A 23,233-nucleotide genomic window follows, 5' to 3' on the forward strand; every position below is an offset into this window, starting at 1 on the left:
ACTGATGGCTGAGATCTTCCAGCAGTTCGGCGGCATGATGGACGCCGCCCAGGGATACCGGAACCTCGGTCAGGAGCGGATGACCGCCGCTCAGGACCAGGCGAGCGCTGCGAACGCTCTCGCTTCCGGGGCGTGGTGCAGCGAGGACTACACCGACTATTTCGCCAACGTCCAGCTGCAGACCAACGAGACCCACGCACACGGTACGGACGCCGTGCAGCGAGGCACTGTGATGGACAATGTCGTAGCCGACGGTCAGTCCACGCTGGCGACCTGCCGCGGTATCGCGGCCAGCCTGCGGGTCTGATCGCAGCTGCGACAGCATCCAGCGGATGAGCCCCAGCCGGAGATCCGGCTGGGGCTCATCTGTTGCGGGACTCAGACGTCGCGGTCGGGACGGGTGAAGAGGAACTCCGGCGGCAGGTCCGCCTGTTCGCCTCTGGCGTTGCGGGCGATCGCCGATCGGCCGACGGCCCAACGACGACGGTGCCCGGCTGTCGTCAACCACGACAGCAGTACGACGACCGCCATTCCGCCGGCGGCCAGTACAGCGGTGATCCGCGCCCGTGATCCACGCGATTGCCACCAGGCCGCGAGCGCGAGTTCGTGCTCGTCGGGTGGCGGAACATGGGCCGCCGGCAACTTCTTCGCCGCGCCGACGGCGAGCCCTTCGGTGACGGCGCGGTACGGGTCGACGATGCCGGCGCCGTACTCCTGGCTGCCATTGCCGCCACGGGCCGGGTCGGCAGTGGCCATCAATCGTTGGGCGACCTGCGCAGCGGTCAGCTTGGGCCATGCCGCCCGCACCAGCGCCGCCGTACCGGCGACGAACGGCGCGGCGAAGCTCGTACCGTCCTCGTAGGCGTGTCCGGCGACACGGGTCGGCGCGAGTACCGAACCGCCCGGTGCGACCAGGTCGACGTACGGACCGACCTGGGATGCGGTCACTCGTGCCCCGGCGTTGTCGATCGCGCCGACGCCGATCACCCCCGGATAGGACGCGGGGTAGGACGGGAGCTTCCCGCTCTCGGAGCTTTGTCCGTTGCCGACCGCCGCGACCACGACGACGTCGTGGGCGACCGCGTAGGCGATCGCCTGCCGGACCGGTCGTTCGTCGCGGAAGCCGGCCAGCGAGAGGTTGATCACCCGGGCCTGCGCGTCGACGGCGTACTTGATGCCCTTGGCAAGGATATTCGGATTGATCTCCTGGGTGGTGCCGGTGTTGTCCGTCTCCCGCTCGCTGACCCGCACCGGCAGGATCCTGGCTCCCGGGGCGATGCCCGCGAAACCGACCCCGGGCCGGCCGTCGGCGGCGATGATGCCGGCGACCCCGGTCCCGTGCGAGATGCAGTCGTAGTTGCCGGGCAGCTTGCCTTTCAGATAGAAGTCGCGACCGGGAAGGACCTTGCCGGAGCGGCGCAGTTGCGGATGGTCGGCGTCGACACCCGAGTCGATCACGGCGACCGTGACTCCGCTGCCGGTGCTGAACGGCCAAGCGCGCTGCGGCATCAGCAGCTGTTGCGCCCACGGCAAAGCCTTCTGCACCGGATGAGCTGGTTCGGCGTTGCGGCATGCGCCCTTCGGAGGCACGGCGTACGCCGGTACGGCGGCCGCAGCCGGCCCGAGAGCCAGTGCACCGGCCACCGCGGCGGCCTCGAAGCGGTTCTTCGCGTGGGATCTCACCCCCCGAGCGTCGGAGATCCCCGTCGGGCGTAGTCCCGGGTGGCCGGAAGAGGTCAACCGCCCGAGCGCGGAGCCGACCGGCTACAGACTCTCGTTCGTCCCCAGATTCGAGGAGGCAACATGAGTTCCTTCGGCGCTGAGACCGGCAGTGCGCAGGGCAGGGTCAGCCAGCTCGAGGACCTGAACCGCGAGACCCGCCGGATCCGCACCACGATGGAAGGCGCGACCGGCACGGCCGAGTCTCCCGACGGTCTGGTCGAGGCCACCGTCGGTGTGTATGGCGAGTTGGTCGACCTCGCGCTCGACGCCCGGATCTACCGGATGCCGGACGCGGACGTGCTGGCCGAGCAGATCCGGGCAGTGATCAACGAGGCGCACTCGAAGGCCCAGGACGCCGTCCGCACGAAGCTGCCGGACCTCTTCCCGATGGACCTCGACGGCGCGGAGGACTTCGCGTTCGAGCCGTTCCTGCGGATGGCCGGCCGATCGACCGACGGCGGAGCCCGCTGATGGCCGGCGAGCAGATCAGCCTGCACGGGAGCGGTGGAGACCTGAACATGTTCCCGTCCGAGACGAACGCGGCGGCGCACACCATCGGCGACGCCGGCCGCATCATCGGGGACACCTGGAAGGCGGTCGGCCCTGCTCTCGCAGCTGACGAGGCCGCGGTCGGAACCGGGCTGGACGACCTCAGCGCCGCGTTCCGGAACAAGTACAACGCCAGCAAGCCGCAGCTGGAGAAGCTCGCGGCGGGTGCCGAGGACAACTTCACCAAGATGGGCACGAACGCGAACGAGATCGTGGCCAAGTACGTCGAGCTCGCCCGCGAGCAGGCCGACCGGTTGCGCAGGGTGTAGTGATTCCCGAGCCCTCCGGTCCGCTGTGGGACTGGCTGCAGAAACTCGTCGACTCGACCCAGATCTTTCCGAATGTCGACGAGGACGCCGCGGACCGGATGGGCGCCGGCTGGAAAACGCTCGAGAAGGCGATGGCCGACACCATCGCGGCGGCGCAGGCGGGGAACGACCGGATGCCGGCCGTCTGGGGGGACCAGAACGGGCAGCTCTATCACGAGAACCTGAAGCAGGCGCTCGGCAACGAGGGCTACGGGTTGGCGATCGACTCCTTCGAACAGATGTCGGCGCTGTGCACGAAATTCGCCACGGACGTGCGGCAGACGAAGAATCAGATCTGGTCCGAGCTGATCATGAACGCGTTCTTCTTCGCCCTGACGTTCCTGCTGCCGCCGGGGATCGGCGACCTGTTCCGCTGGCGGCTGGCCGCGATGCTGATCGAGCGCTTCTCCGGGCTGATCCGGGCTGCGGCGGAACTCACCCACGCGGCCGCCGGCGGGCTCGGCGCGCGGGCGCTGTCGCTGGCCGGCCACACCGCCTGGGAAGGCGTCGAGGAGGTCCTGACCGAACTCATCGCACAGCAGCTCGACATCCGGGACGGTACACGGAAGAACATCGACTGGACGCAGGTCGGGATCTCCGGGCTGGCCGGCGTCCTGGGTTCGCCGATGAGTATGGGTCTGAATGCCGGCGGCAAGGGTCTGCGAAGGCTTGTGGGTCTTCCCGACGGGACGCGTCTCGAGCGCCGGATTCCGTACATCTTGCAAGGCAGCGGCAACGCCTTTGTCACCAACTCGATCACGTCGCCGATCTCCAGCGAGTTGGCGAAGTACCTCGTCACGGGGCAGGCGCCGGAATTCGGCAGAGCGTTGGCGGAAGGCTGGTTCCAGGCCGGCGTACTCGGCGCCAGCCGCGTGCACTCGGTCCATGCCGGCGACGCCATGGGCCAGAGCTTCTTCAACGGGGTACGCGAGGCCCGCGGTATAGCGCCGTACGTCGACGCGCACGGCGGGCCACCACATACTCCGACATCCCAGTCCGCGCAGGATCCGGGGAACACGACGCAGTCGCCGGCAGCAGCGTCGAACCCCTCTGGAGGTACCACGGCTGCTGCTGGCAGCACGGCAGGTGCAGGCTCGTCGGTCGGCACTGGAAGCGGGTCTTCCTCGGGTGGTTCGGCCAGTGGCGGGACGTCGACAGGCAACTCCGGCGGATCGTCGTCGCAGGATGCGCACGTCGATCGGCATGTGCAGCCCAACAGGACAGCACCGTCGGACCAGCAGCATGACGATCAGCAGCAGAACCAGCAGCACCAGGATCAGCAGCATCAGGACGAGCAAGTCGCCGATCAGCAAGCACCGAACGACCAGGGAGCTCCAGGGCTTGCTGATGCGACCACGCAGCATGCCGGTGACACGTCCGCGCCGAGAGGGCCTGCTGGCCCTGGCGACTCGCACAACGCTGCTAACGACGTGTCGCCCGGTACGACGGACTCGGGCAACCATCCCGTGCAGAGTGAGCACGCACAGCCTCACGCCGAGCAGCCTGGAGCACCTGCTGCCGTGAACACCGGTCAGGATGTGGGTGGGTCGGTGGCCCCGGTTGCGGGTGGGACGGCCGCACCCGCGGCGACTCAGGTGACTGGTGCGGGATCGCATCTCGCCGGTCAAGGGCCGGCACCTACCGCCGTCGGCCAGCAGAGCAGTAGCCCGACCGCTCCACCCAGCACCATCCCGGCCGTCGTCCAGAAGGCGGATCCGGCGGAGGCCACCGGACCAGTTGCTCAGAGCAACATCGCCACCGCGCCGCAGAACGACGTACCCCGGAAGCCGGGTGCCGGCGCGGCGACCGAAGAGTCCGGTATGACGCCCGATGCGACTGGTGAACAGTCCGATGCGGCACCCGCGGCGGACGTGGACGTGGATTCGAACGTGGTGACGCCTGGCGGCGCGGCAATGGCTGGTGAGGCACAGGCCCAGGCGGCCGCCGTGACGGCGGACGCGACCGAGGAGTCGAACGACGCACCCAAGCCGCTTCCGGCGCACACCACGTCAGAGCGGTCTGGGCAGTCCAACGGCCCTGCAGCGGACACCGAGACGGCTGAGGATCCCAGTGAAGTGCTCGCTCAGGAGGGCGACAACATCGTGCGCCGAACGGACGCTCGCGACGGCAAGCCTGCTGAGGTGCGCATCGAGTTCCGCGGTGCCAACCAGCACGGTACGCCGAGTGCGAAGCGAACCAATCCGTTCTCCTGGGTCGCCGGCAAAGTGCGGCACCGTGACATCGTCCCGTCCGGCACGCAGTTCCAGATGTGGGCCTTTCACACCATGCAGCAGCAGCTCGCCGCGCTGGCCCGCGCCGGCCACAGCTTCGATCTGGCGTTCCGCGCCGTACAGAACGCGGAGACCGGGATCATGGAGCTGCACGCCGAGATCACGCTGTTCCGTGCCGATGGCGAGGTCGTCCACGTTGCCCAGACGAACCTGGCCGAAGCAGCCACGGCCGTAAAGCGCGGTGACTTCGGCTCCGGACACCCGCCGGTGCCGCGGACCGCGCCGGGTGACCTGGAGGTCGGGGAGTCGGCGATGTTCCGTCCGCGGGTGATCGACGTCCGCTCGGCGATACCGGACAACCTGGTGGCGAACCCGGAAACCCTGGACACGCTGCACGAACGCCTGGCCCTGCTGGAGAAGGCCGGCCTCGACGTCCGCGTCGAGGTGACCCGGGTACCGCGACCGCACACCAAGGTGGACGGCGTACGACTGACCGTCGAAGTGAGCCACCCGAAGGGAAAACACACCTTCGGCCCCAGCACGCCCGAGGACCTGGTGCAGACCCCCGACCGAACCGCCCATGTCGAGGAGGTCACCGGGGTCGAGGAAGCTCAGGTCGATTCGGACGGGCAGCCCGTGGGCAGACGGCTGTTCCGGACAGAGGATCCCGAGACGTCCCCCGAGGACTTCAGCCGGGTCGATCCGGACGCCTACAGCGTCCTCCGGGACCACGCCGACGCTCTCGTCCAGTCGGGCCACAAGGTGTCGCTCCAGGCGGTTCGGGACGGCGTACTGCTCGAGGTCACCTCGCCCGACGGGACGACCGAGAGGATCACCGGCACGGCCTGGGATGTCCTCGACCAGGTCAGTCCGATCCCTGCCGTCGTCGTCGACGCGGAGGCCGTGGCGGCCGCGGGTTCGGTCGAGGCCGCTGCGCATCAGGAACTGATGGCGCGGCTGAACGAGCGGGCAGCGGACGGCTCGTTGACTGCCGCCGCCGGCCGCATGCGCAAGGCCCACTACCAGGTCGGGCCGGACAGCAAGCCGCGCAGAGGAATCCTGTCCCGGCGCGCCGGGCGAACCGAAGCTGCCCCGGACCGGACGTTCCAGGTCCGATTTGGAGAGCAGGAGCTGTCGGTACGGCTGCCTTGGGTCGAACAGCGTCCCCATCGGACGATCCAGGACCGGAACCTTCGGCCGACCGTCATCGAGCTCGCCCAGGTGGTTGACGGTCATCGGATCGGCAGGACGCAGGTCGAGTTCTCCGACCCGGTCCTGGATCTGTCCGAGAAGGTGCTGGATTCGCTCGCGTCGACCCTGAACGCCTGGCAGGACGGCGGGCCCGCTCTGGGACCCGAGCAGCTCGGCGACGACTTCGCTCGCACCATCGAAGGCTGGCTGGCTGCCAGACATTCCGGTGACCGCGTGTTCCGGGTGTATCTGGAGGTGGCCGGGCGTGGCACCTTCGACCAGCTCTACGTCCGGCTGAGCGCCGACGGCACGGTGACCGGGTTCGCGGTCGTCGAGGCGAAGGGCCCGAACGCCGATCTCGGTGCCGCCCAGGGGATCGACGAGACGACGCGGTACGCCCAGGGTCATTGGGAGTATGTGCGCTCGCTGCTCGCTGGGCTGAGCGATCCAGAACGCCAGGACCGCGTCGGGGTTCTGATGTCGGAGATCGTCGTGGTCCAGCAGTCGGCGGAAGAGTACGCCGGCCGGTATGCGACCCGGACGGTCTCCGAGACCGAGAACTACATCGACGAGTTGCGCAACGCGTATGCCGAGCGTGTGGCCGCCGAGGCTGTGGCCGACCAGCAGGACGCCCACCGGGCGGCGCAGGGGGCTGCCAAGAAGGCTGCCAAGGATGCCGGTCTGAGCGTCAAGGACCAAAAGAAGGCGGGCACGGTCGCACATGCGCAGGCACGGGAGGCGACGCGACAGGCGGCCTATGCGAAGGCCGTTGCGGAGTTTGCGCAAGGGGACGTTGACTGGGAGGTGCAGGCCTGGGCAGACCGTGCCGAACAGCTCACCAAGCAGGAACTGGCCGAGCAGAAACGAGTCGAGGCGAACCCTCGCCCGCAGGAACCGAATCCGGCCTGGGAGACGTACGTCAACCTAAGTCGTGAGGCGGGGAAGGCCAGGGTGGTGGCCAACTGGGCGGCCGAGCATGTGGAGACCGTGCGCGAGTTCCTGGCTGATCCCGACGCGGCGCGGCGGGCCTGGCACGATGCGGCGTACGCCGTTGCGTACGAGGCCGCGTCCGAGGAGGGCGGAGGTCCACTGACCAAGGCTCCGGCCCGGCCGGAGATCCAGAATCCCTTCAGCGACAGCGCTCAGCTCGCCGCCGCGCTCCAGCCGTTCCTGGACGACGGTTCGCTCGAGTACTTCGTCGTACGGGCGCTGGTCGCCGATGAGACCGGTGCCCGTACGCCACACGGGATCGAGATCACCGAGTACTCGATGGACCCGGACGGTGCCACCGAGCCGGCGTCGCCCGGCGTACCTGAACACACCGCGGTGGCTGATCAGGACCTGTTGCGAGCGGCCGAGCACGAGCATGAGCATGAGCACCTGGATCCGGGTGGGCGGCGGATCAATCAGGATGCGGTGGACAACGGCCGCGGTTTGGAGCGTACGGCGGAGACGGTCGAGGAGGTCGCGACGGCGGTCGGCGTGGATCTGACCGGGATCGAGGTGGTCATACTCTCCGAGACCACCGAGTACGCGTACCTCGACGACCGGCGGGCGATGGCGAGTGTGGTCCAGTTCGCCGACGGTACGGTCCGGGTCGAGTTGGGGCCGGCGAGTTTCGCCGATCGGAAGACGCTGGCTGCGACACTCGCGCACGAGAGGACCCATGTCGACCAGTTCCGGGACGGCCGGGTCACCGGCGCCAACACGCCGGAGATGGAGCAGGAGGCGCACGCGAGCGAGGCGCCCGCGCTGGAAAGGTTGCAGGCACATGACCAGATTCACGATCGAAGCGACGTACGACCTGCCGAGCCGACCCGGCATCGTGACCCCCGGAACGATCCACAGCGGGGCGGTCCGGGCCGGCATGGTCCTCCGGATCGAGGGAACGAACCAGGACGTGAAGATCCTGGGCGTGGAACTCACCTGTACCGCGGGGTCGAAGATCACCCGGACGGCCCTGATGATCGACCGCGAGCACACGCCGATGCTGCAGCCGGGGACGGTTCTCGTCAGCCCGACCTGACGCTGACCTTCCGGGGCGTGCGCGTGGGCGTTTTCCCGGCAGAGACGCAGGTGCCGTGGCAGGAGCTCGTGCGGCTGCAGGAGGCGGTCGAGGCCGCCGTACGGCGCGGGCTCGAGGTCGAACTGACCTTCGCGATGGACCCCCAGACGAAGTGGCTGGAGGCAACCGCCCACGTCACCGACCCGCACACCGGCGAGACCGTCACCTACCGCCGAGCCACCATCGCCGACCTCACCAACCGCCTCCGCCCCCTAGTCGCCCGCACCGCCAACCCCACCCCAAACCCACAACCCACCCCACCCTCACAACTAAACCCGGCCTCGCAACCGAACCCGGCCTCGCGACCGAACCGGTCCTCGGTGGAAGCGCCCGCCACGCAGAACCCTCCGACCGAGGCCCCTCGCCGTTCGCCGCGGGTGGAGAAGCCGCGTGGGGACCGGTTCTTGCCGGGGTGGTTGCTGGTGGGAGTCGAGGCGGCACGGGCGATCATGCTGCCGGAGGTCCACCGGGCCGCGGAGGTCCGCGAGATCGTCCACGTCGACGCCGACCGGTATCAGGTCACGACGGTCGGCGGCCGTACGTTCGTCCTGCAGGTGCGAGTCGGTCCGCTGGAGCCCACCACAGTCGCGCACTACCTCGCCGTACCCGGACTAACTCCGACGGCAGACGTGACGCTGTCCGATCGCCTGGCGTTGACCGAAGTGCCGCAGGTGCTGGCTCGTGTGCTCGCCGAGACCGTCGCCGCGACACTCAACCCGACGCCCGCCCAACTGGCCGGCACCGACGAGACCCCCGTACTCCGGCCGGACAGCGACCCGGAGCTCGATCCGCTGCTGAAAGCCGAGGACCACGGCACCCTCGCCGAGGGGCGGCTGCTCGCAGCCGAGTTCGACGCAACCGCATCGGCCTCGCAGCGACGCCACATCCGCGGACTGATGGCCGCCCTGGTCGCGTCGATGAGTCTCGGCAAGCAGCAACCGAACTCAGACCTGCTGCACACCATGATCACCGAGGACGACAGCGCGCTAGCCCAACGGTTCGAGGACCGTCGGTCGCTCAAGGACGACCGGCTTCCGGTGAAGGCGTACGTCGTCAAGTCGCTCCGCAGCTCGGTCCTGTCCGCCGTACTGATCGGATCCTCGGCCTACCTGGCCACCGGCAGCATCGTGACCGGTGTCGCGCTGTCGGTGCCGACGATCGTCAACTCGCTCGTCGGCGCGCTGACCGAACGCTGGCTCGACGGCCGCAAGGAGACCGGCAGGCAACCGGCGTACGACGCCGACCGGGCAATGCGGGATCGCGAGTACCCCGGGATGAAAGGCCTCCTCGACGGGGCGCCGGAGCAGGCCCCCGACCAGGTCGCCAAGGCGCCGCGGGCCACCAAGCAGGTGCATTACCTGGTGCGTCACGCCGTACCGTTGCTCGCCGCAACAGGTACGGCCGCGGCGTTGACAGCGGCCGGTATCCCGGCGATGTCCGCGATCGTCGCAATCGGTCTGTCCGCCGTCGCGAAGTCGTTGGCCGAACGCCTGGTCGACATCAAGAAGCTCGACTTCCGCCTCGGGCGGGTGGATGCCACCGTCCGGAACCAGCTCGCCGACCCCACGGCCCTGCAGAACCAGTTGGTCGCCATCCTCCAGGACTATCGCTCGCAGTTGGAGACGCTGCGTGGTCACTTGACCGGTACGGCGCGCAACGCTATTCAGCCGACCGGCGAACTGGCGACGGCCGAATCGCCCGGTACGCCGGGATTCGGCGTCCACGCGGCCGCCCAGGCGATCGACAACGTGACGGCGGCCGCCCGGCGGTTGATCAGCCATCTCGCCGCGACCCAGAGCCAGGATCCGGCGAAACCCGTGGTGGACAACGATCCTACGGAGCTCGCGAAGCACCTGAACCTCTTCGCCGAAGGGCTCGTCAATGCGGTCGGCCCAGCGATCACCAGCCTGCTGCTAGGGGCTGTCGGCGACAAGATCTTCGTCAACCTCGAGGAGAAGGCCGGCGACGCGCAGAAGAATTGGGACCACGCCCAGCGCGAAGCGGTCCGCAGCCAGGCGCTGCTCGACGCACTGGCGGACCAGGTGCAGCAGGTTGACGAGGCGATCCGGCAGCTTCGGGAGTTGGTCGCCGTCCACCGGCCAGGCGTCGATCTCTCCGACCGTACGGCGGATCGCGCGAGCTTCCCCGCCGCGCCGGAGCTTCCGGAGGGAGCGCGGCCGCCAGGACAGTCGAAGTACTGGGTCTATCTGCAGCAGGTCGCGTTCGCGGCGATCGGTGCCGCGGGCGGCGTACTGGTGCTCGACCAGATCTTCGACCTCGACACCGTGAGCGTGGTCATCACGGTGGCCGGCGCGGTCGGTGGCGTGACCGGTACGCCGGTTGCGCGCCTGCTGTTCCGCCGGGCCGAACTGGAGCGAAAGGAGGCGAACGCGACCGACCTCGCGAAGCAGGCCGTCGACCGGCGCCAGCTCACTCGGCAGGCGGCGATCGGGAAGTACCTCATGGCGCAGCTGCTCGATCAGATCCAGCAGATGCGCGAGCTGCTGGTCACGTCCGGACGGCCGGTCGCGGAGGTGCGGCCGGGCGATCCGGAGTACACCGACCGGGTCCGGGCGGCGACCGAACGCGCGTACCTCGACAACCTGACGCCGGGGCCGGCCGCCACGGACCTGGATGCGCGGGCGCAGCGGATCGAGGCGCTGGAACGGATCGACCGGATGGCGGCGGCACTGGACTGGGCGGACTCATCCCAGGCCGATGTCGCGGAGGCCCGGTCGCGACTGGTCCACGCGATCGCTTTGTACGAAGGGATTGCGGACCAGAGCGGCGCGCGGAAGACGTTCCCGGACCTGGCGCAGGCATCGCCGGAGCGTGGCCGTCGGGTGACGGGCGGGCCAACCGATCAGGTGCGCGCCGGAGCCGGGAGAGCGCTCGGGCGGATGCTCGGCGAGCCGGCCGGGAAGCCGCTGCTCGAAGACCGGCTGGTCGCGCTGGAGGAGATCGTCCGGGCCGCCGGTGCGGTGGATGCGCACACGGCGGCGGGCACGCCGGAGTCGCTCGCGTACGTCCAGCAGCAACTGACAGACCACATCGCGGCGTACAACGAACTCCTCCAACAAGCCGCCCTCCCCGGCACCTTCCCGCGCCCCGCGATCAGCCCGGACGACCCGCCCGACACCGGCCCCGCGACCCCGCCGGCTCCACCGGATCCCCTGACAACCCCACCTGGACCGGTGGTTCTCGGGCAGGTTGGCGACAGCGTTCAGATCGCTGTCACGGAGGGCGGTCTGGCGCAGTCGTTGCCCGAGGCCCTGATTTCCGAGCCGCTGGCTCTGGCCGCGCTGGAGGCTCGCTGGGTAGAGCTCGTGCGGGGCGGCTACCAGGTGAATGTCACCGTGACGAAGGTCGCCGGCCGGCATGCGACGGTCGACTCACTGGAGCTCACCGTCGAGGTGACCGATCCGCACAGCACCGTGCCAGCTGAGGCGCGCAACGTGTACGGGCCGGCCGACGTACGGACGCTTGTCGAGCAAATGATCACCAACCAGCAGTCGCCAGGAGGCCGCCACCGCCAGCCCGACGCCGCGCCGACCGAGGACGGGGCGTCGTCGTATCTCACACCGGCCGCGTTCGATCCGGCGGGCGGTGCGGTGTCCGGCCAGGTGGCGTCCAACGAGTCTGCCAACCGCGCGACCTGGAGCTTCGGTACGCCGGGACAGGCCGACGAGGTCGTGCTGGAGCTGCGCGAAGTTCACCGGCCCGAAGCCCTCGTGAACCCCAACGGAAAGCCCGAGGCTCTGCCCCGGATCCCGCTCGACTGGGCATTCGCGCGCGATCGGGCCCGCGGTCTGATCCCGCCGGGGGCGGCGATCTCGCGGCAGGAGTTCGCGGCGTTGGAGCAACGGATCCAGCAGCTGATCGCGGATGGGCACGCTGTGAGCGTTCGGCTGCGGGTCCTGAACGGACAGCTGATCGTCGACGCGTACGTGCGAGATGCGGCGACCAGGCGCAGCGCGGTACACGAAGATCTGTCGCTGGCGGAGTTGGTCGTTGCTCTGGACAACCAGGTGCTGGTGACACCAGCTAGAGCGGCTGAGGTTGCCGTACACGCAGCTGTCGCGAACCTGGGCGCGATCCACCTGCAGGACGGCAGCGTCCGCGTGACCACGACCGACGGGCGGCAGGTGGTGATTCCCGCCGAGACCCTCGCTCGCATCACCGCCGAGCTCGGACAATCGGGAGCCACCCAGGATGCCCTCAACGCCGAAGCAGTACGGCGCGTCGCCGGGCATCTCGGTCAACCGGAGACCCGGCCCGCGAGGCGTTCAGCGGCCGACGTACTGCGGGCAGCCGCTCATCGTGTCTCCGCCGACGAGATCATCCGCCGCGACCGGGAACTCACCGGCAACCCGGCACCCACTGCGCACGACCAGAACCCAGCAGGCGAAGGAGGCTCCGGTCGGCAGACGCACGCGCCCGAGGTCAAGGACACCAGGTTCATCGCGAACGGACGAGCGGCGGCCGAAGGCCCACTCACCGTCGACCGAGTCATCGCGGCCATCAACGGCGTACTCGGCTCGGATCTTGGTGCATTGAGTGTTGGGGATCCAGCCGTCGTGGGGCAGTTGGTTGTGGTTGCGACGCAGCACTTCAGCGTGCGGGTTGGGCGGGTGCGGCGGGGGAAGGTTGCGGCGACCGAGGTACGGGCGGGAACTGCGCTGGACCCGCATGTGGTGACGTTCGCGACGGGAGTTTCGGACAGCCAGCTGGCGCGGGTGTGGGTGCATGAGCTCAGCCACACGCTGCAGGAACTGCGGGCGCCCGAAGGCGGACCGGTGCGTCGGCTGTGGAGCCGGCTCACCGGCACCGGGCCGAACGCCTGTGTCGATGCCCAGTTCAACGAGTTCCGGTACCTCCAACGGCAGTGGGCAAGGGGGGACAGCCCAGAGCTTCGTCAGGACATCGAAGGGCTCGTCAACGCGATCCGCAAACGCGGACACGTCCCGCCGACGCTTCCGTGGAACTCGCCGATCCCGCTCGACCCGCGGGCGGAACTCAAGGCCGCGATCACGCGGCAGCTCACCGGCATCGACGAGACCATCGCATCGCTCAACGCCCTGATCGCCAGCAAACAAGCGGCTGCCAAGAAGGCGATCGAAGCGGCCGGCAAAGAGGCCGAGAAACGCGATCAAGTTGCCAAGGACAACGGAGCGGCCGCGCGCCGTCGTGCGGCCGAGGCCGAGGAACGCAAGCAGACAGAACTCGCCGCCTGGCACAACCAGATCGCCACCGACTACCAGCGCGCACTCGCCAAGCTGACCGCAGCGCGCGCCGGCTACGCCCAACTCCTCCAGAACGTCGCAACCGCCACACCACGTCACCTCGTCGCCGAAGCGCACAAGTTCGCTGCCGAAGTCGCGGCGTACCAGACGGCTCTGGAGGGCCTCGCCCCGCCGACCGCCGCGCTGCCGAGCATGCAGCCGACCGGCCGCCTCCCGCACCTCACCGCGCTCACCGACCGTATCAACGCCACCTTGGCTGCGAACCGCATCGACCACACGTTCACGGCCGACGAGCTGCAGGACCTGCTCAGTGCCGAGTTCGGTCGCATCCTGACCGATGACGGTGTCGTACTGCGCGTCGGTACCAATCACCCCGCCGATCTCCGCATCAATCTGAGCGTCGACGAGCTGATCGAGGTTCGCGATCCGAAGCTCAAGGCCTCGGAGATCATCAACGGCTTGTTCCCGCAGGGCGGCCGGCGTGTCGCCACGGCTGCGACTTCCCGTCTCGGTACGACGTTCACGGTGCCGATGAAGGCGCTCCTGCAACTCCTCGGCAGGCTCATCCACCAACCGTGGCTCGGCGACCTGACGCTCAAGGGTGAGATCGGCACCGAACGCACCCGCACGGTCACCGGGAACGCCGCCGAGTACTCCCAGACCGGCGCGGTCGAGGACATCCGTGGTGAGTCCGTCCTCTATACGGGCAAGGCGTCCTGGCAACTGGACGTCCGCATCGACCGGACGTGGTCTGCTGCGGAAACAGTTGCTGAAGGCAACGCAGTCGACGCGACCGAGCTCCGCGCCTGGGTGTCGCACGCGTACACCGTCGACGCCGCCAAGGACACCGACCAGCGGCTCGACCTCGCCAACGGCCGCATGCCCGCCCATCTCCTCACCTCGGTCACTGGCTTGGAGGAGCTGACCGACAAGGTGGTCGCGGACAACGAGGGCCGCCTCGCCGAGCTCGGCTCCGACCGTACGCAGGTCGAGGAACAGCTGCACGCCATCCTGAACAACGACCTCCCGAGCCGGTTGGCCGAGTCGACCGACCACGCCGTGCTGCGGCCGCTGACCGTCGACGGGAAGCCGGTCGGGCACGTCGAAATCACGACCCGGATCCGCTACGAGAAGGTCGAACTGGTCGGCGCACAAAGCACCACCCACTGGCAGGAGTCGGTCCGGATCGGTTTCAGCACCACCAGCACCCAGCAGTCCTTCGGCGCCTCGGCGTCGGGGTCCCTGAAGGCCGGGTACGACGGTGAAGCGGTGCATGACATCGACCCGGACGGCACGGACGTCGGACCGACCGTGAGTGGCGGTCGTACGGCGACGCGGTCGGAGGCCCTGTCCGGAGGCGGTACGTCGATCCACGTCGGCGTACACCGTTTCACCGGACCGACGCAGGCCTACAGCATGGAGCTGGAGCACGTCGTGAAGGTGGTCCTGGACGGCGAGCCGGCGACCACGCCCGGGGATAGCGCGGTCGTGGCGCGGGTGCGTGTCAAGGACGCTTACCGGTATGGGCTGCCGGTTGATCGCAGTGCAGTGCACAGCGGCGGGCAGACCGTCGACGGCGAGGTCGACCCGAATGCCGTCGTACCAGGGCGGAAACTGGAGTTTCCTGCGTGGGCCAAGGACGCCGCCGGCCGGCTCAACACGGCCGGGCCGTGGAACGTGCAAGCCGTCACCGGCGGAAAGGCGGCCTTCAAGGCGATCATGGCGCGACTGGCCGGTCGCGGATTCGTACCGCCGCTGGACGGCAACGGAAACCCGGACCTCAGCAAGCTCTCGACCGATCCGATCGAGCGGAACGCACAGCTGCTCAACCTCGAAGAGCTGCGCGAACAACTGTCGACGGAACGTCTGGAGGCCGGGTACGACATCGCCGCCCAGGACGGGATCCTGATCACGCTCACCCACGCGCGGACCGCCCAGGCGACGGAAAACGTTGTACTTCGGATCAGGATCGAACCGCACGCCTCGAAACCGCTTGGTGTCACCAACGACGAGGCCGTCGTACTGCTCAACATCGGATCGGAAACCGCCGGCCGGTCGGCGTCCCGGTCAAAGGTCTGGCCGTGGCGGGCCGATCCGCTGTCGACGAGTTCGACGACCGGCCTCGACGGAAAGGCAGCGCTTTCCTACGGACGGCAGGCTCTTGGTCGCGTCTTGGCCTGGTTCACCGGCGGCACGATCAACCAGGTCACGCTGATCGAGAGCACGTCGCCGGTCGCGGTCTTCGACGTGCGGCACACGCTTTCCGTCTCCGAGGGTGCGGAGACGTTCTACACCAGTTCGCCGGACGAGACCGCGCACATCCTGATCGACAGCGACCTCCTGCCGTACGACGACGCGCTCCCGCCGACCCCGCCCACTGGGCCCATGCGGCCGTCCGTTCTGCAGCGAATGACGTTGCTCGCGCTCGGTGCTACCGAATTCACCGCGAAGTTGCCCAAGGCAATCAGAGATGAGGCGACCGCGCTCCAGCAGCTCGGTGCCTTCCTCAACCCGCGCAACCTGCTCTCGCATCCGGAATGGACCGGCACCGGGTACAGCACGACCCTTCTGGTGCCCGGTTTCGGCGGGTTCTCGCGACGGATCGCGGTCTCGCTTACCGGCCGCCTGCAGAACGCGCAACTGGTCGCCGTGACGGACGGCGTCAGCGGCGACATCAACCTCGCACTCGGTAGCCACGGCTCGGCGACCGGACGCTCGTACGGCGGGAGCACCCAAGCGTCCTTCGGCGCCTCGGAGAACTCGGTCGGCGGCGGCGTCAACGCGTCGCTCGGAACCAGCGGCTCCACGTCCCGGACGGACCAGGACATCTGGGGCGTCGAGCGGCTGACGATCGAGACCGGGCGGCACTACGTCTTCACCGCCGCCGCCGAGGTGTCGTTTGCGGTGGGCAACCATCAGCCGGCCGAGTTGTCGGTCGGCACCGTGTTCCAGCTCGCCGAACGGGAGGCGCTCCGGTTCTACGCGCAGAACGAACTCGCCCTGCCGCTGCAGCAGGTCGCCGACGCCGTAGAACGTTTTCTGCACGGGCACCTGAAGCTCGACCGCCGTGCGGCGACAGGTCTCGTACGTCGCTACCGCGCGGATCTCGCCGCGGCCCGTCGGAGCGGGACGCCCGTACCCGCTCTGTCCGCCGAGCACACCGCGCAGGTTCTCGTCGCGAAGTTGCGCCCGAGCCCGCGACCGCACCCGGGGACCCCCGAGCAGCGGTTGGCCGAAATCTTGCGCGATCAGCCGCCGCCCCGGATCGATCTGCCGGAGCACTACCGGGAGCACCTCGGGTTCAGCCTGATCGAGAGCACGGAATTCGATGCGAACCACGAGTTGCTGGCGGAGGTGTACGACGTACTACGCAGCGAGTTCGGTGTCGATCCGGCTGAGGATCCGGCGTTGGCGGAGGCGCTGTTCGTGGACCTTGCCGGGAAGCGGTGGTGGGGGCGGCTGGAGGACATGCTCGGGCGGAGCGGGTTCACGCGGAGCTATCCGGTGGGGCGTCCGGGGCAGCTGTCGGCGGAGCAGGTGACGTTGCGGATCCGCGCCGAGTTCGCGGACGCGGCGGAGAAGTTGGGCGAGGCGAAGGATGTCGTCGGGATCGTGCAGCGGTATCTGTACGGAGATCGGAGCCGGTCGCGGAGCAGCGGGCGGTCGAGCGGTGTTGGAGCGGATGGGTCGGCCGATCCCACGCGGTCGTGGTCGGCTAGCACGGATCCGAGCGGCGGTACGTCGGCGGCCGCCGGCGATCAGGTGACGCGGCTGGAACGTATCGCCGGGTTCGACGGGATGACGCGGGTCGGGCGGCGGATGCGGCTGCGGATCGAGGTCGAGCACGACGCGGCGGCGCCGACGCGGTCTCCGCTTGGTCAGCGGTTGTCGCCTCGGTTGCCGGTGGTGCCGAAGGTGCGGAACCTGACGGGGACGATCGTGCAACTGATTCCTACCGCTGCGGTGGGGCGGAAGGTGCCGTCGGTGCCTGTTGTGCCGGGGGAGGTCCAGTTGCCGTCGATGTACCACGTCGAGGGTGTGGGGGCGGTCGATGGGCGGGCCGATTTGTTCGACGTGGTCGTCGACGCGTTGGCGGACAAGGAGTGGCTCGGGGTTGACGGCGTACGGGCGCATCTCGCGGAGCTCGAGAACAAGCTGTCGGCTTCGGCGCGGAACGCACAGTTCAGCCGGATGGCGTCGGCGGAAGGGTTCACGCTTGCTCCGTTGGAGGTTCCGGGGACGAAGCAGGACACGGTTGAGGTGACGATTCGTGCGCGGGTGTCGACTGTCGACGTCGTGTCGGCGCCGTTCGCCGGGGAGTTGGGTGAGGTCAATCGTCACCAGGAGACGGCTTCCACGACCACGACCATGGGCAGGATGCTCCCGGTCACGGCGTCCGGGACGTACGCCATCGGATCGGCCAGCACCGGCGACCAGGTGTCGGACGCTACGACGGACCTCCGCGGCGCCCGCACCGAACGCAGCCATTTCGAGAAAGGCAACCTCGTCACAGTCCGCGTCCGCGTCGCCTACGACCTCACCATCACCCGCACCCACCACACCCCAACCGGCGCCACCCGCCAACGCTCCATCACCCACCACCCCTCCGCCACCCAAGGCCACGCCTACCTAACCCTCCACCAATCTGACCACCAATCCCTCACCCCAACCACGCCCCCAGCCCCACCCACGCCACCGCCCCCACCCACTCCACCCACGCCGCCGACCCGACCCAACGCCCCGATGCCACCCACTGCACCGATGCCGCCGGACCCGCGCCCTGCGCCGATGCCGACTGTGCCGATGCCGCCGGACCCGCCCACTGCGCCGATCGTGCCGACGCCACCCGCTCGACTCACCGCACCTATTCCACCGGCGCCGGGCCCGCGGCCTGCTGGAGTGGTGTCATCGCGGTGGAAGCCGATTCATACTGGGGCTTCGGCCGAGGATCAACGGAGAGCGGAATGATGTTGCCTGTAGCAAGGACGCGCGACGAGTCCCGGCTCTACCTAGACCTGACGCCCTGCGCCTGCGGACAGCTGGACGCAGACTGGCAGCACGCAACCGGCCTGCTCGACGGCGAACTGGTGAGCGTGTACGACGCAACCTGTCCATCCTGCGACGCCGAACGCGAGTACACCTTCGGCCTCCCCGAGCACGAAACCGCAGGAGAGTTCCCCAACTTCGGCGGCGCCGAGCCGTCGCAGCTCATCGACCCAGGCCGCTGGATGGCGCTGGCCGACCACCTGGCCGCCAACCTCCCGGCAGACGACCCCGAAACACGCACCCAAGCCCTGCAAATCGCAGCCGCCGCACTCACCGAGGTCATGAAGTTCATCCCCCCAAACGCAACCGCCGTACCAGCCGAAGCCTTCTGGACCCCCGAAGGCCAAGCCACCTACTACGCCGACCCCGCCCGCTTCCACCAAACCCGCCTCGAGATCACCCAACAGACCTACCGCACCACCTGATCCCGCGAATCAGGCCGACGGATCAGGGCCGGCGGGTGAGGAATGCGAATTGGGCGGTCTTGGTGGTGCCGTCCGGTTGGGTGATTTTGGCTTCGGGGCCGAGGGTGAAGCCGCTGCGTTGGAAGCGGTCGATGGCGCGGGTGTTGCGTACGTCGGGTTCGACGACGATGCGTGGATGGCCGAGGTGGGTGAAGGCGAAGCGGGCGAGTGCGGCGACCAGGTGACCGGTGAAGCCGCCTCGTGCCTCGCCGGGTGCGATCAGCAGGTGTACTCCGAGGTCCCCGGCCGCGACGTCGTACGCCGCACCCGCTGGATCCGCCTGCGGATCATAGGTCTGCAGGAGCGCGACCGGTACGTCGTCCAGTCGTACGACGTACACGTGATGCGTCGGCACCGAGTCCAGGAACTGGTACGTCGCCGCGATCTCGTCCCGCGACAACGCGCCCATACCCCAGAACGCCGCCCGCTCCGCCGTCACCCACTCGTGGATCAGCTCGAGGTCGCGCGTCGGATCCGCCTCCTCGATCCGCACGGTCCCGAACCCGTCGACGGTGACCGAGTACGTGCGATCCTCCCGGACCACCGCACCGTCTGCAGGCACGAGCGAACCGCGCAACCACGACGGCAACTGGTCATGGTGATGTGGATCCCCGAGTACGCCGGACGCGCCGAGCGGCACCACCCACCGGCTGGCCGAACGGTCGGCGAGGTCCCACGCGTAGCGGGCGGCGGACGCGCGAATGCAGACGTCGGTGAGCCCAGGCAGGCTCGACGTCGACATCACGCAATGGTGGTCTCCGGACAGGCTGAGGTCGTACGGCTCCTCGTTCGGCGCAAAGACCGGACCGCGCAACGCGTGCAGCGGTGCGAGTTGGTGGGTCTCGCCCCACGGCGGGCGCGGGCTGTTGGCGGCGACCTCTTCCAATGCCTCGCGGGCCAGCCATTCGACGTTGACGTGGGGGATCAGGTCGGTGACGAGGAGGTTCTCGAGTGCGTACGAGACGTAGGTCAGCGGGTCCATCCACGGCGTGAAGATGTCGGCGACGTCGGCGTTCTCGAGCATCGTGAAGTGGTCGGTCAGGCGGGACACGAGTGCCTTGCGGATCGCGGCGTACGACGAGGCCGTCGTACTCGTGGCGTCCATGTGGCGGTCCCAGGCAAGCAGTTCGGTGCGGAGGGCAACTGCTTTTGTGGAAAGGTCTTCGAGGGCGGTCAGCAGGTCCAGGACGGAGCCGGCCGAGCCGAGGTACGTGTCGCGGTGGATGGTCGGCATGTCGTCGAGCGTCCAGTCGGTGCGTGCTTCCACGAGTTCGCGGATGCGGTCGGCGCGGTGCGGCGCGGCGAACTCGACGCCCAGCGGCGTGGCCAAGCCCCGCGCGTTGGCCATCACCGCCGGGCCGTCCACGTCCGCCCGCGGCATGTCGTGCCAGCCGTCCCACGCGTGCGCAGCCTCCCAGGCCGGTACGACGCGCAACCTGTTCTCCTGCGCCCGCCGAGGCACGACACCGGCCGTCCGATGGAGCAACCCACCCGCGGTATCAGCCGCCAGTACGACGTTCACCGGCTCAACCCACGAGTCGAACGCCGAGTCGACATCACCCACAGAAGTTGCCCGCAGCAACCGCCCCATCACCTCGAACCCGAGCCGACCGGTGACCCGTGGTGGATAACGAAGACTGATTCCATCCTGAATGATCGGGCCGCGGGCGGTTTCGATCACCTCGATCTCGACGGGGTCGGCGTCGGCGACCTCTACGACCTCGGTGTGGAGCGATGCCGGCTCCCAACCACCCGGGCCCAGCGCCTCCACGCCCGACTCAGTTCGGCGGAGTTGTTCGGCGTACAGGTCCTGGTAGTCGGCCATCGCATTCGTGATGGACCAGGCGACGCTGCCGGTGTGCCCGAAGTGCGCGAGCCCCGGGATGCCAGGAACCGCAAGCCCCAGTACGTCGTACTCCGGGCACGTCAGCCGAATCTGCTGATACACACCCGGACTCTCGATGTACCGATGCGGATCGCCCGCAACAATCGCCTGCCCACTGGCGGTATGAGACCCCGGGATCAACCACCCGTTGCTCCCCGCCCCATGCGGCCCCTCCGACGTGAACAACTCCAGCGACGCATCCCCGAGCTGCTGCGCAACATGAGTGCGCCAAAGCTTCGACGGGAACCCCGCGAACAGGATGTGCACCGCCAACCAGATCCCGAGCGGCGCCCACGGCTCCCACTCCTGCGGCGTCAGCCCGGTCTCGGCGAACTCCGGCGCGCGCGAGGCGCCACCCGGCAGCGCATGGTTCACCCCCTCGACGTACGCCGTGACCCATTCGCGCGTCTCGTCGTCGAGCGACTCGAAACACCGCTGCGCCGTGTCCGCCAACCGCGCCTGCCGCGCGAACACGTCCCACCCGACGGCTTCCGCCCCGAGGAACGCGGCGCTCGTCCCGAGGTACCGCCGACGCTCCAGCTCCAGCTGCCACGCCCGGTCCCGCGCGGCGTTCACGCCTTGCAGGTACACCAACGCGAGCGGATCCCCGGCCTGCAGGTGCGGTACGCCGTACGTGTCCCGGAACACCCTCGCGTTCACAAACAGTCCCCACTTCAGTTAGGTTAGGCTGCGCTAACTTACAAGGCAGCGATCCGCCGCCACAACCGCAATTCTCGCTGGAGGTCCATCGTGAGGCATGGCTGGGAAGGCGTGGTGCTCAAGCTGTTCCGGGCGAAGGACTTCTCCTTCACCGTGACCGGTGCCGAACAGGTCACCGAGCGCTACCGCCGGGTGCATTTCACCGACGGCGGCCTGCTGCAGACGCTCGGCGTGCACCCGACAATGTGGGTGCGGCTGTGGTTCGACAACGCCGGCAAGCCGCACCAGCGCGCGTACACGCTGGTCGATCCGGACGTCGAGGCGGGCACGTTCAGCCTGGAGTTCGCGCTGCACGACGGCTGTGCGAGCGACTGGTCCCGCAAGGCCGAGCCCGGCGACACCATCGAGGCGACAGTGCAGGGGACCGGGTTCGACGTACCGGATCCGCTGCCGCCGCGGATGCTGGTGGTCGGTGACCCAGCGTCGCTGCCCGCGATCAACTCGCTGCTGGGGGTCGCCCCGAAGTTGCCGGCGACGATCTGGTTCGAGACCACCGACGACGCCGACCACAAGCTCCCGTTCCGGATCGAGGACCACCACGACCTCCGGACGGTTCCGCGGCCGCAGATGGTCGAGCAGGTGAAGGCGGACCTCCAACAGTTCGTCACCCCGGACGCCTACGTGTGGATCGCGTGCGACACCACGACCACGCGCGAACTCACGTCGTACGTCCTCAAGGACCTCGCCGTCCCGAAGCACCGCGTGAAATCCCTCGGCTACTGGAAGGCCGCGTAATCTGGCACCCGTGATCACGCCGCTCGACCTGACCGACCGCGCTCTCGCCGAGCGACTGCTGGCGATCCAGCACGCCGCGTACGCCGTGGAGGCCGAGCTGATCGGTTTCGACGGCATCCCGCCGCTCCGGGAAGACGTCGACGGACTCATGTCCTCGACCGAACTCTGGCTCGGCCGGTACGACGGAACACACCTCGTCGGCGCGGTTGCCTATGAGTTCCCCGACGAGCGCACTGTCGAGATCTCTCGCCTGATAGTCGACCCCGCGCACGCCCGTCGCGGGCACGGCCGAGCCCTCCTCGACCAACTGGACCGGATCGAACCACGACCGGTCAGCCTGGTCTCGACGGGCTCGGCCAACCTCCCGGCCGTCAACCTCTACAAGTCCCGCGGTTATGTCGCCCTAGGCGAGGTAGAAGTTGCCCCCAGCATCTACATCACGCAGTTCCGCCGCGGGTCCTGACCTGCTCGAACCCGTAGTAAACCGCGAGCAGGAAGACGAGCAGCAAGGTCACCTGGGCGGAGATGAACGACACCCCGATGCAGGCGCCGTAGATCACGGTGCCGAACGAGTATCTGATCAGCGACCTCCGCATCTCGGCGCTGTCCATCTCGTGCTCGACCAGGTGCTTGCGCAGCACGTGCCACCAGATCGCGCTGAACGCGATCGCGGCCAGGGTCAGGTTCGCGCTGTAGACGGCGGCGGCGACGTTGGCGTTGATCGTGTGGTCTTCCAGGTGCTCCGCGAACATGCTGGTCGGGAACGGCAGCAACGTGACCCACAGCAGCAGCAAGAGGTTGAGGAACATCAGCCCGCGGTCCGCGCGCTGGATCTGGCGGAACATCGAGTGATGGTTGACCCACATGATGCCGAGGATCGCGAAGCTGGTCAGGTACGCCGCGAATTGCGGCCACTCGTGCAACAGCGCCGGCCACAACCGCTCACCCTCCTCGAGCTCGGGGCTGCGGAGTTCGAGGACGAGGAGGGTGATCGCGATCGCGAAAACGCCGTCACTGAAAGCTTCGAGACGACCCGTCTCGGCAAGGTCAGACTGTGTACTCACGGGGACACAG

10 protein-coding genes are annotated in these 23,233 nt (G+C 68.6%); 7 read left to right on the plus strand and 3 right to left on the minus strand.

Annotated elements, in window-relative coordinates; translation table 11 throughout:
• Window positions 1-4 precede the first annotated feature (4 nt).
• The gene (locus ACLJOO_RS22300) at window positions 5-307 is read left to right on the plus strand and encodes a hypothetical protein (RefSeq protein ID WP_410789203.1); all 303 of its coding nucleotides are present in this window, start codon (window positions 5-7) and stop codon (window positions 305-307) included.
• Between the two features lie 71 nt (window positions 308-378).
• Here the strand turns inward: ACLJOO_RS22300 and mycP are convergent, their stop codons facing one another.
• Window positions 379-1,683, minus strand: a complete 1,305-nt coding sequence (gene mycP / locus ACLJOO_RS22305) for a type VII secretion-associated serine protease mycosin (RefSeq protein WP_410789204.1) — start codon at window positions 1,681-1,683, stop codon at window positions 379-381.
• A gap of 120 nt (window positions 1,684-1,803) precedes the next feature.
• Here mycP and ACLJOO_RS22310 point away from each other — a divergent pair, with 120 nt between their 5' ends.
• Genes ACLJOO_RS22310 through ACLJOO_RS22325 form a run of 4 tightly spaced genes read left to right on the plus strand, consistent with a single transcriptional unit; the run spans window position 1,804 to window position 18,780 of the window.
• The gene (locus ACLJOO_RS22310; RefSeq protein ID WP_410789205.1) at window positions 1,804-2,193 is read left to right on the plus strand and encodes a YbaB/EbfC family nucleoid-associated protein; all 390 of its coding nucleotides are present in this window, start codon (window positions 1,804-1,806) and stop codon (window positions 2,191-2,193) included.
• The gene (locus ACLJOO_RS22315) at window positions 2,193-2,540 is read left to right on the plus strand and encodes a hypothetical protein (RefSeq protein WP_410789206.1); all 348 of its coding nucleotides are present in this window, start codon (window positions 2,193-2,195) and stop codon (window positions 2,538-2,540) included. The genes ACLJOO_RS22310 and ACLJOO_RS22315 overlap by 1 nt, the downstream gene beginning before the upstream one ends.
• A complete protein-coding gene (locus ACLJOO_RS22320) occupies window positions 2,540-18,277 on the plus strand; it encodes a hypothetical protein (RefSeq protein ID WP_410789207.1) in 15,738 nt (5,245 codons plus the stop codon). Before ACLJOO_RS22315 ends, ACLJOO_RS22320 begins: the two co-directional genes overlap by 1 nt.
• A complete protein-coding gene (locus ACLJOO_RS22325) occupies window positions 18,274-18,780 on the plus strand; it encodes a hypothetical protein (protein ID WP_410789208.1) in 507 nt (168 codons plus the stop codon). The genes ACLJOO_RS22320 and ACLJOO_RS22325 overlap by 4 nt, the downstream gene beginning before the upstream one ends.
• Before the next feature lie 22 nt (window positions 18,781-18,802).
• Here the strand turns inward: ACLJOO_RS22325 and ACLJOO_RS22330 are convergent, their stop codons facing one another.
• Window positions 18,803-21,364 (minus strand): GNAT family N-acetyltransferase, encoded by a 2,562-nt coding sequence (locus tag ACLJOO_RS22330; RefSeq protein WP_410789209.1) that lies wholly within the window; start codon window positions 21,362-21,364, stop codon window positions 18,803-18,805.
• Window positions 21,365-21,454: 90 nt separating this feature from the next.
• On the opposite strand from ACLJOO_RS22330, the gene ACLJOO_RS22335 reads away from it, so the two are divergent.
• Both ACLJOO_RS22335 and ACLJOO_RS22340 read left to right on the plus strand, forming a co-directional pair.
• Window positions 21,455-22,159 carry a siderophore-interacting protein gene (locus ACLJOO_RS22335; RefSeq protein WP_410789210.1) on the plus strand — a complete coding sequence of 235 codons (705 nt, stop codon included), beginning with the start codon at window positions 21,455-21,457 and terminating at the stop codon, window positions 22,157-22,159.
• A gap of 10 nt (window positions 22,160-22,169) precedes the next feature.
• Window positions 22,170-22,622, plus strand: coding sequence for a GNAT family N-acetyltransferase (locus ACLJOO_RS22340; protein WP_410789211.1), 453 nt, complete (start codon window positions 22,170-22,172; stop codon window positions 22,620-22,622).
• Here ACLJOO_RS22340 and ACLJOO_RS22345 read toward each other — a convergent pair.
• Entirely contained in the window at window positions 22,597-23,223 is a 627-nt protein-coding gene (locus tag ACLJOO_RS22345; protein ID WP_410789212.1) for a TMEM175 family protein, read from the minus strand. The genes ACLJOO_RS22340 and ACLJOO_RS22345 overlap by 26 nt on opposite strands.
• Window positions 23,224-23,233: the final 10 nt, after the last annotated feature.

It is taken from the genome of Kribbella sp. C-35, assembly GCF_046549195.1.
In the GTDB taxonomy this organism is placed as follows: domain Bacteria; phylum Actinomycetota; class Actinomycetes; order Propionibacteriales; family Kribbellaceae; genus Kribbella.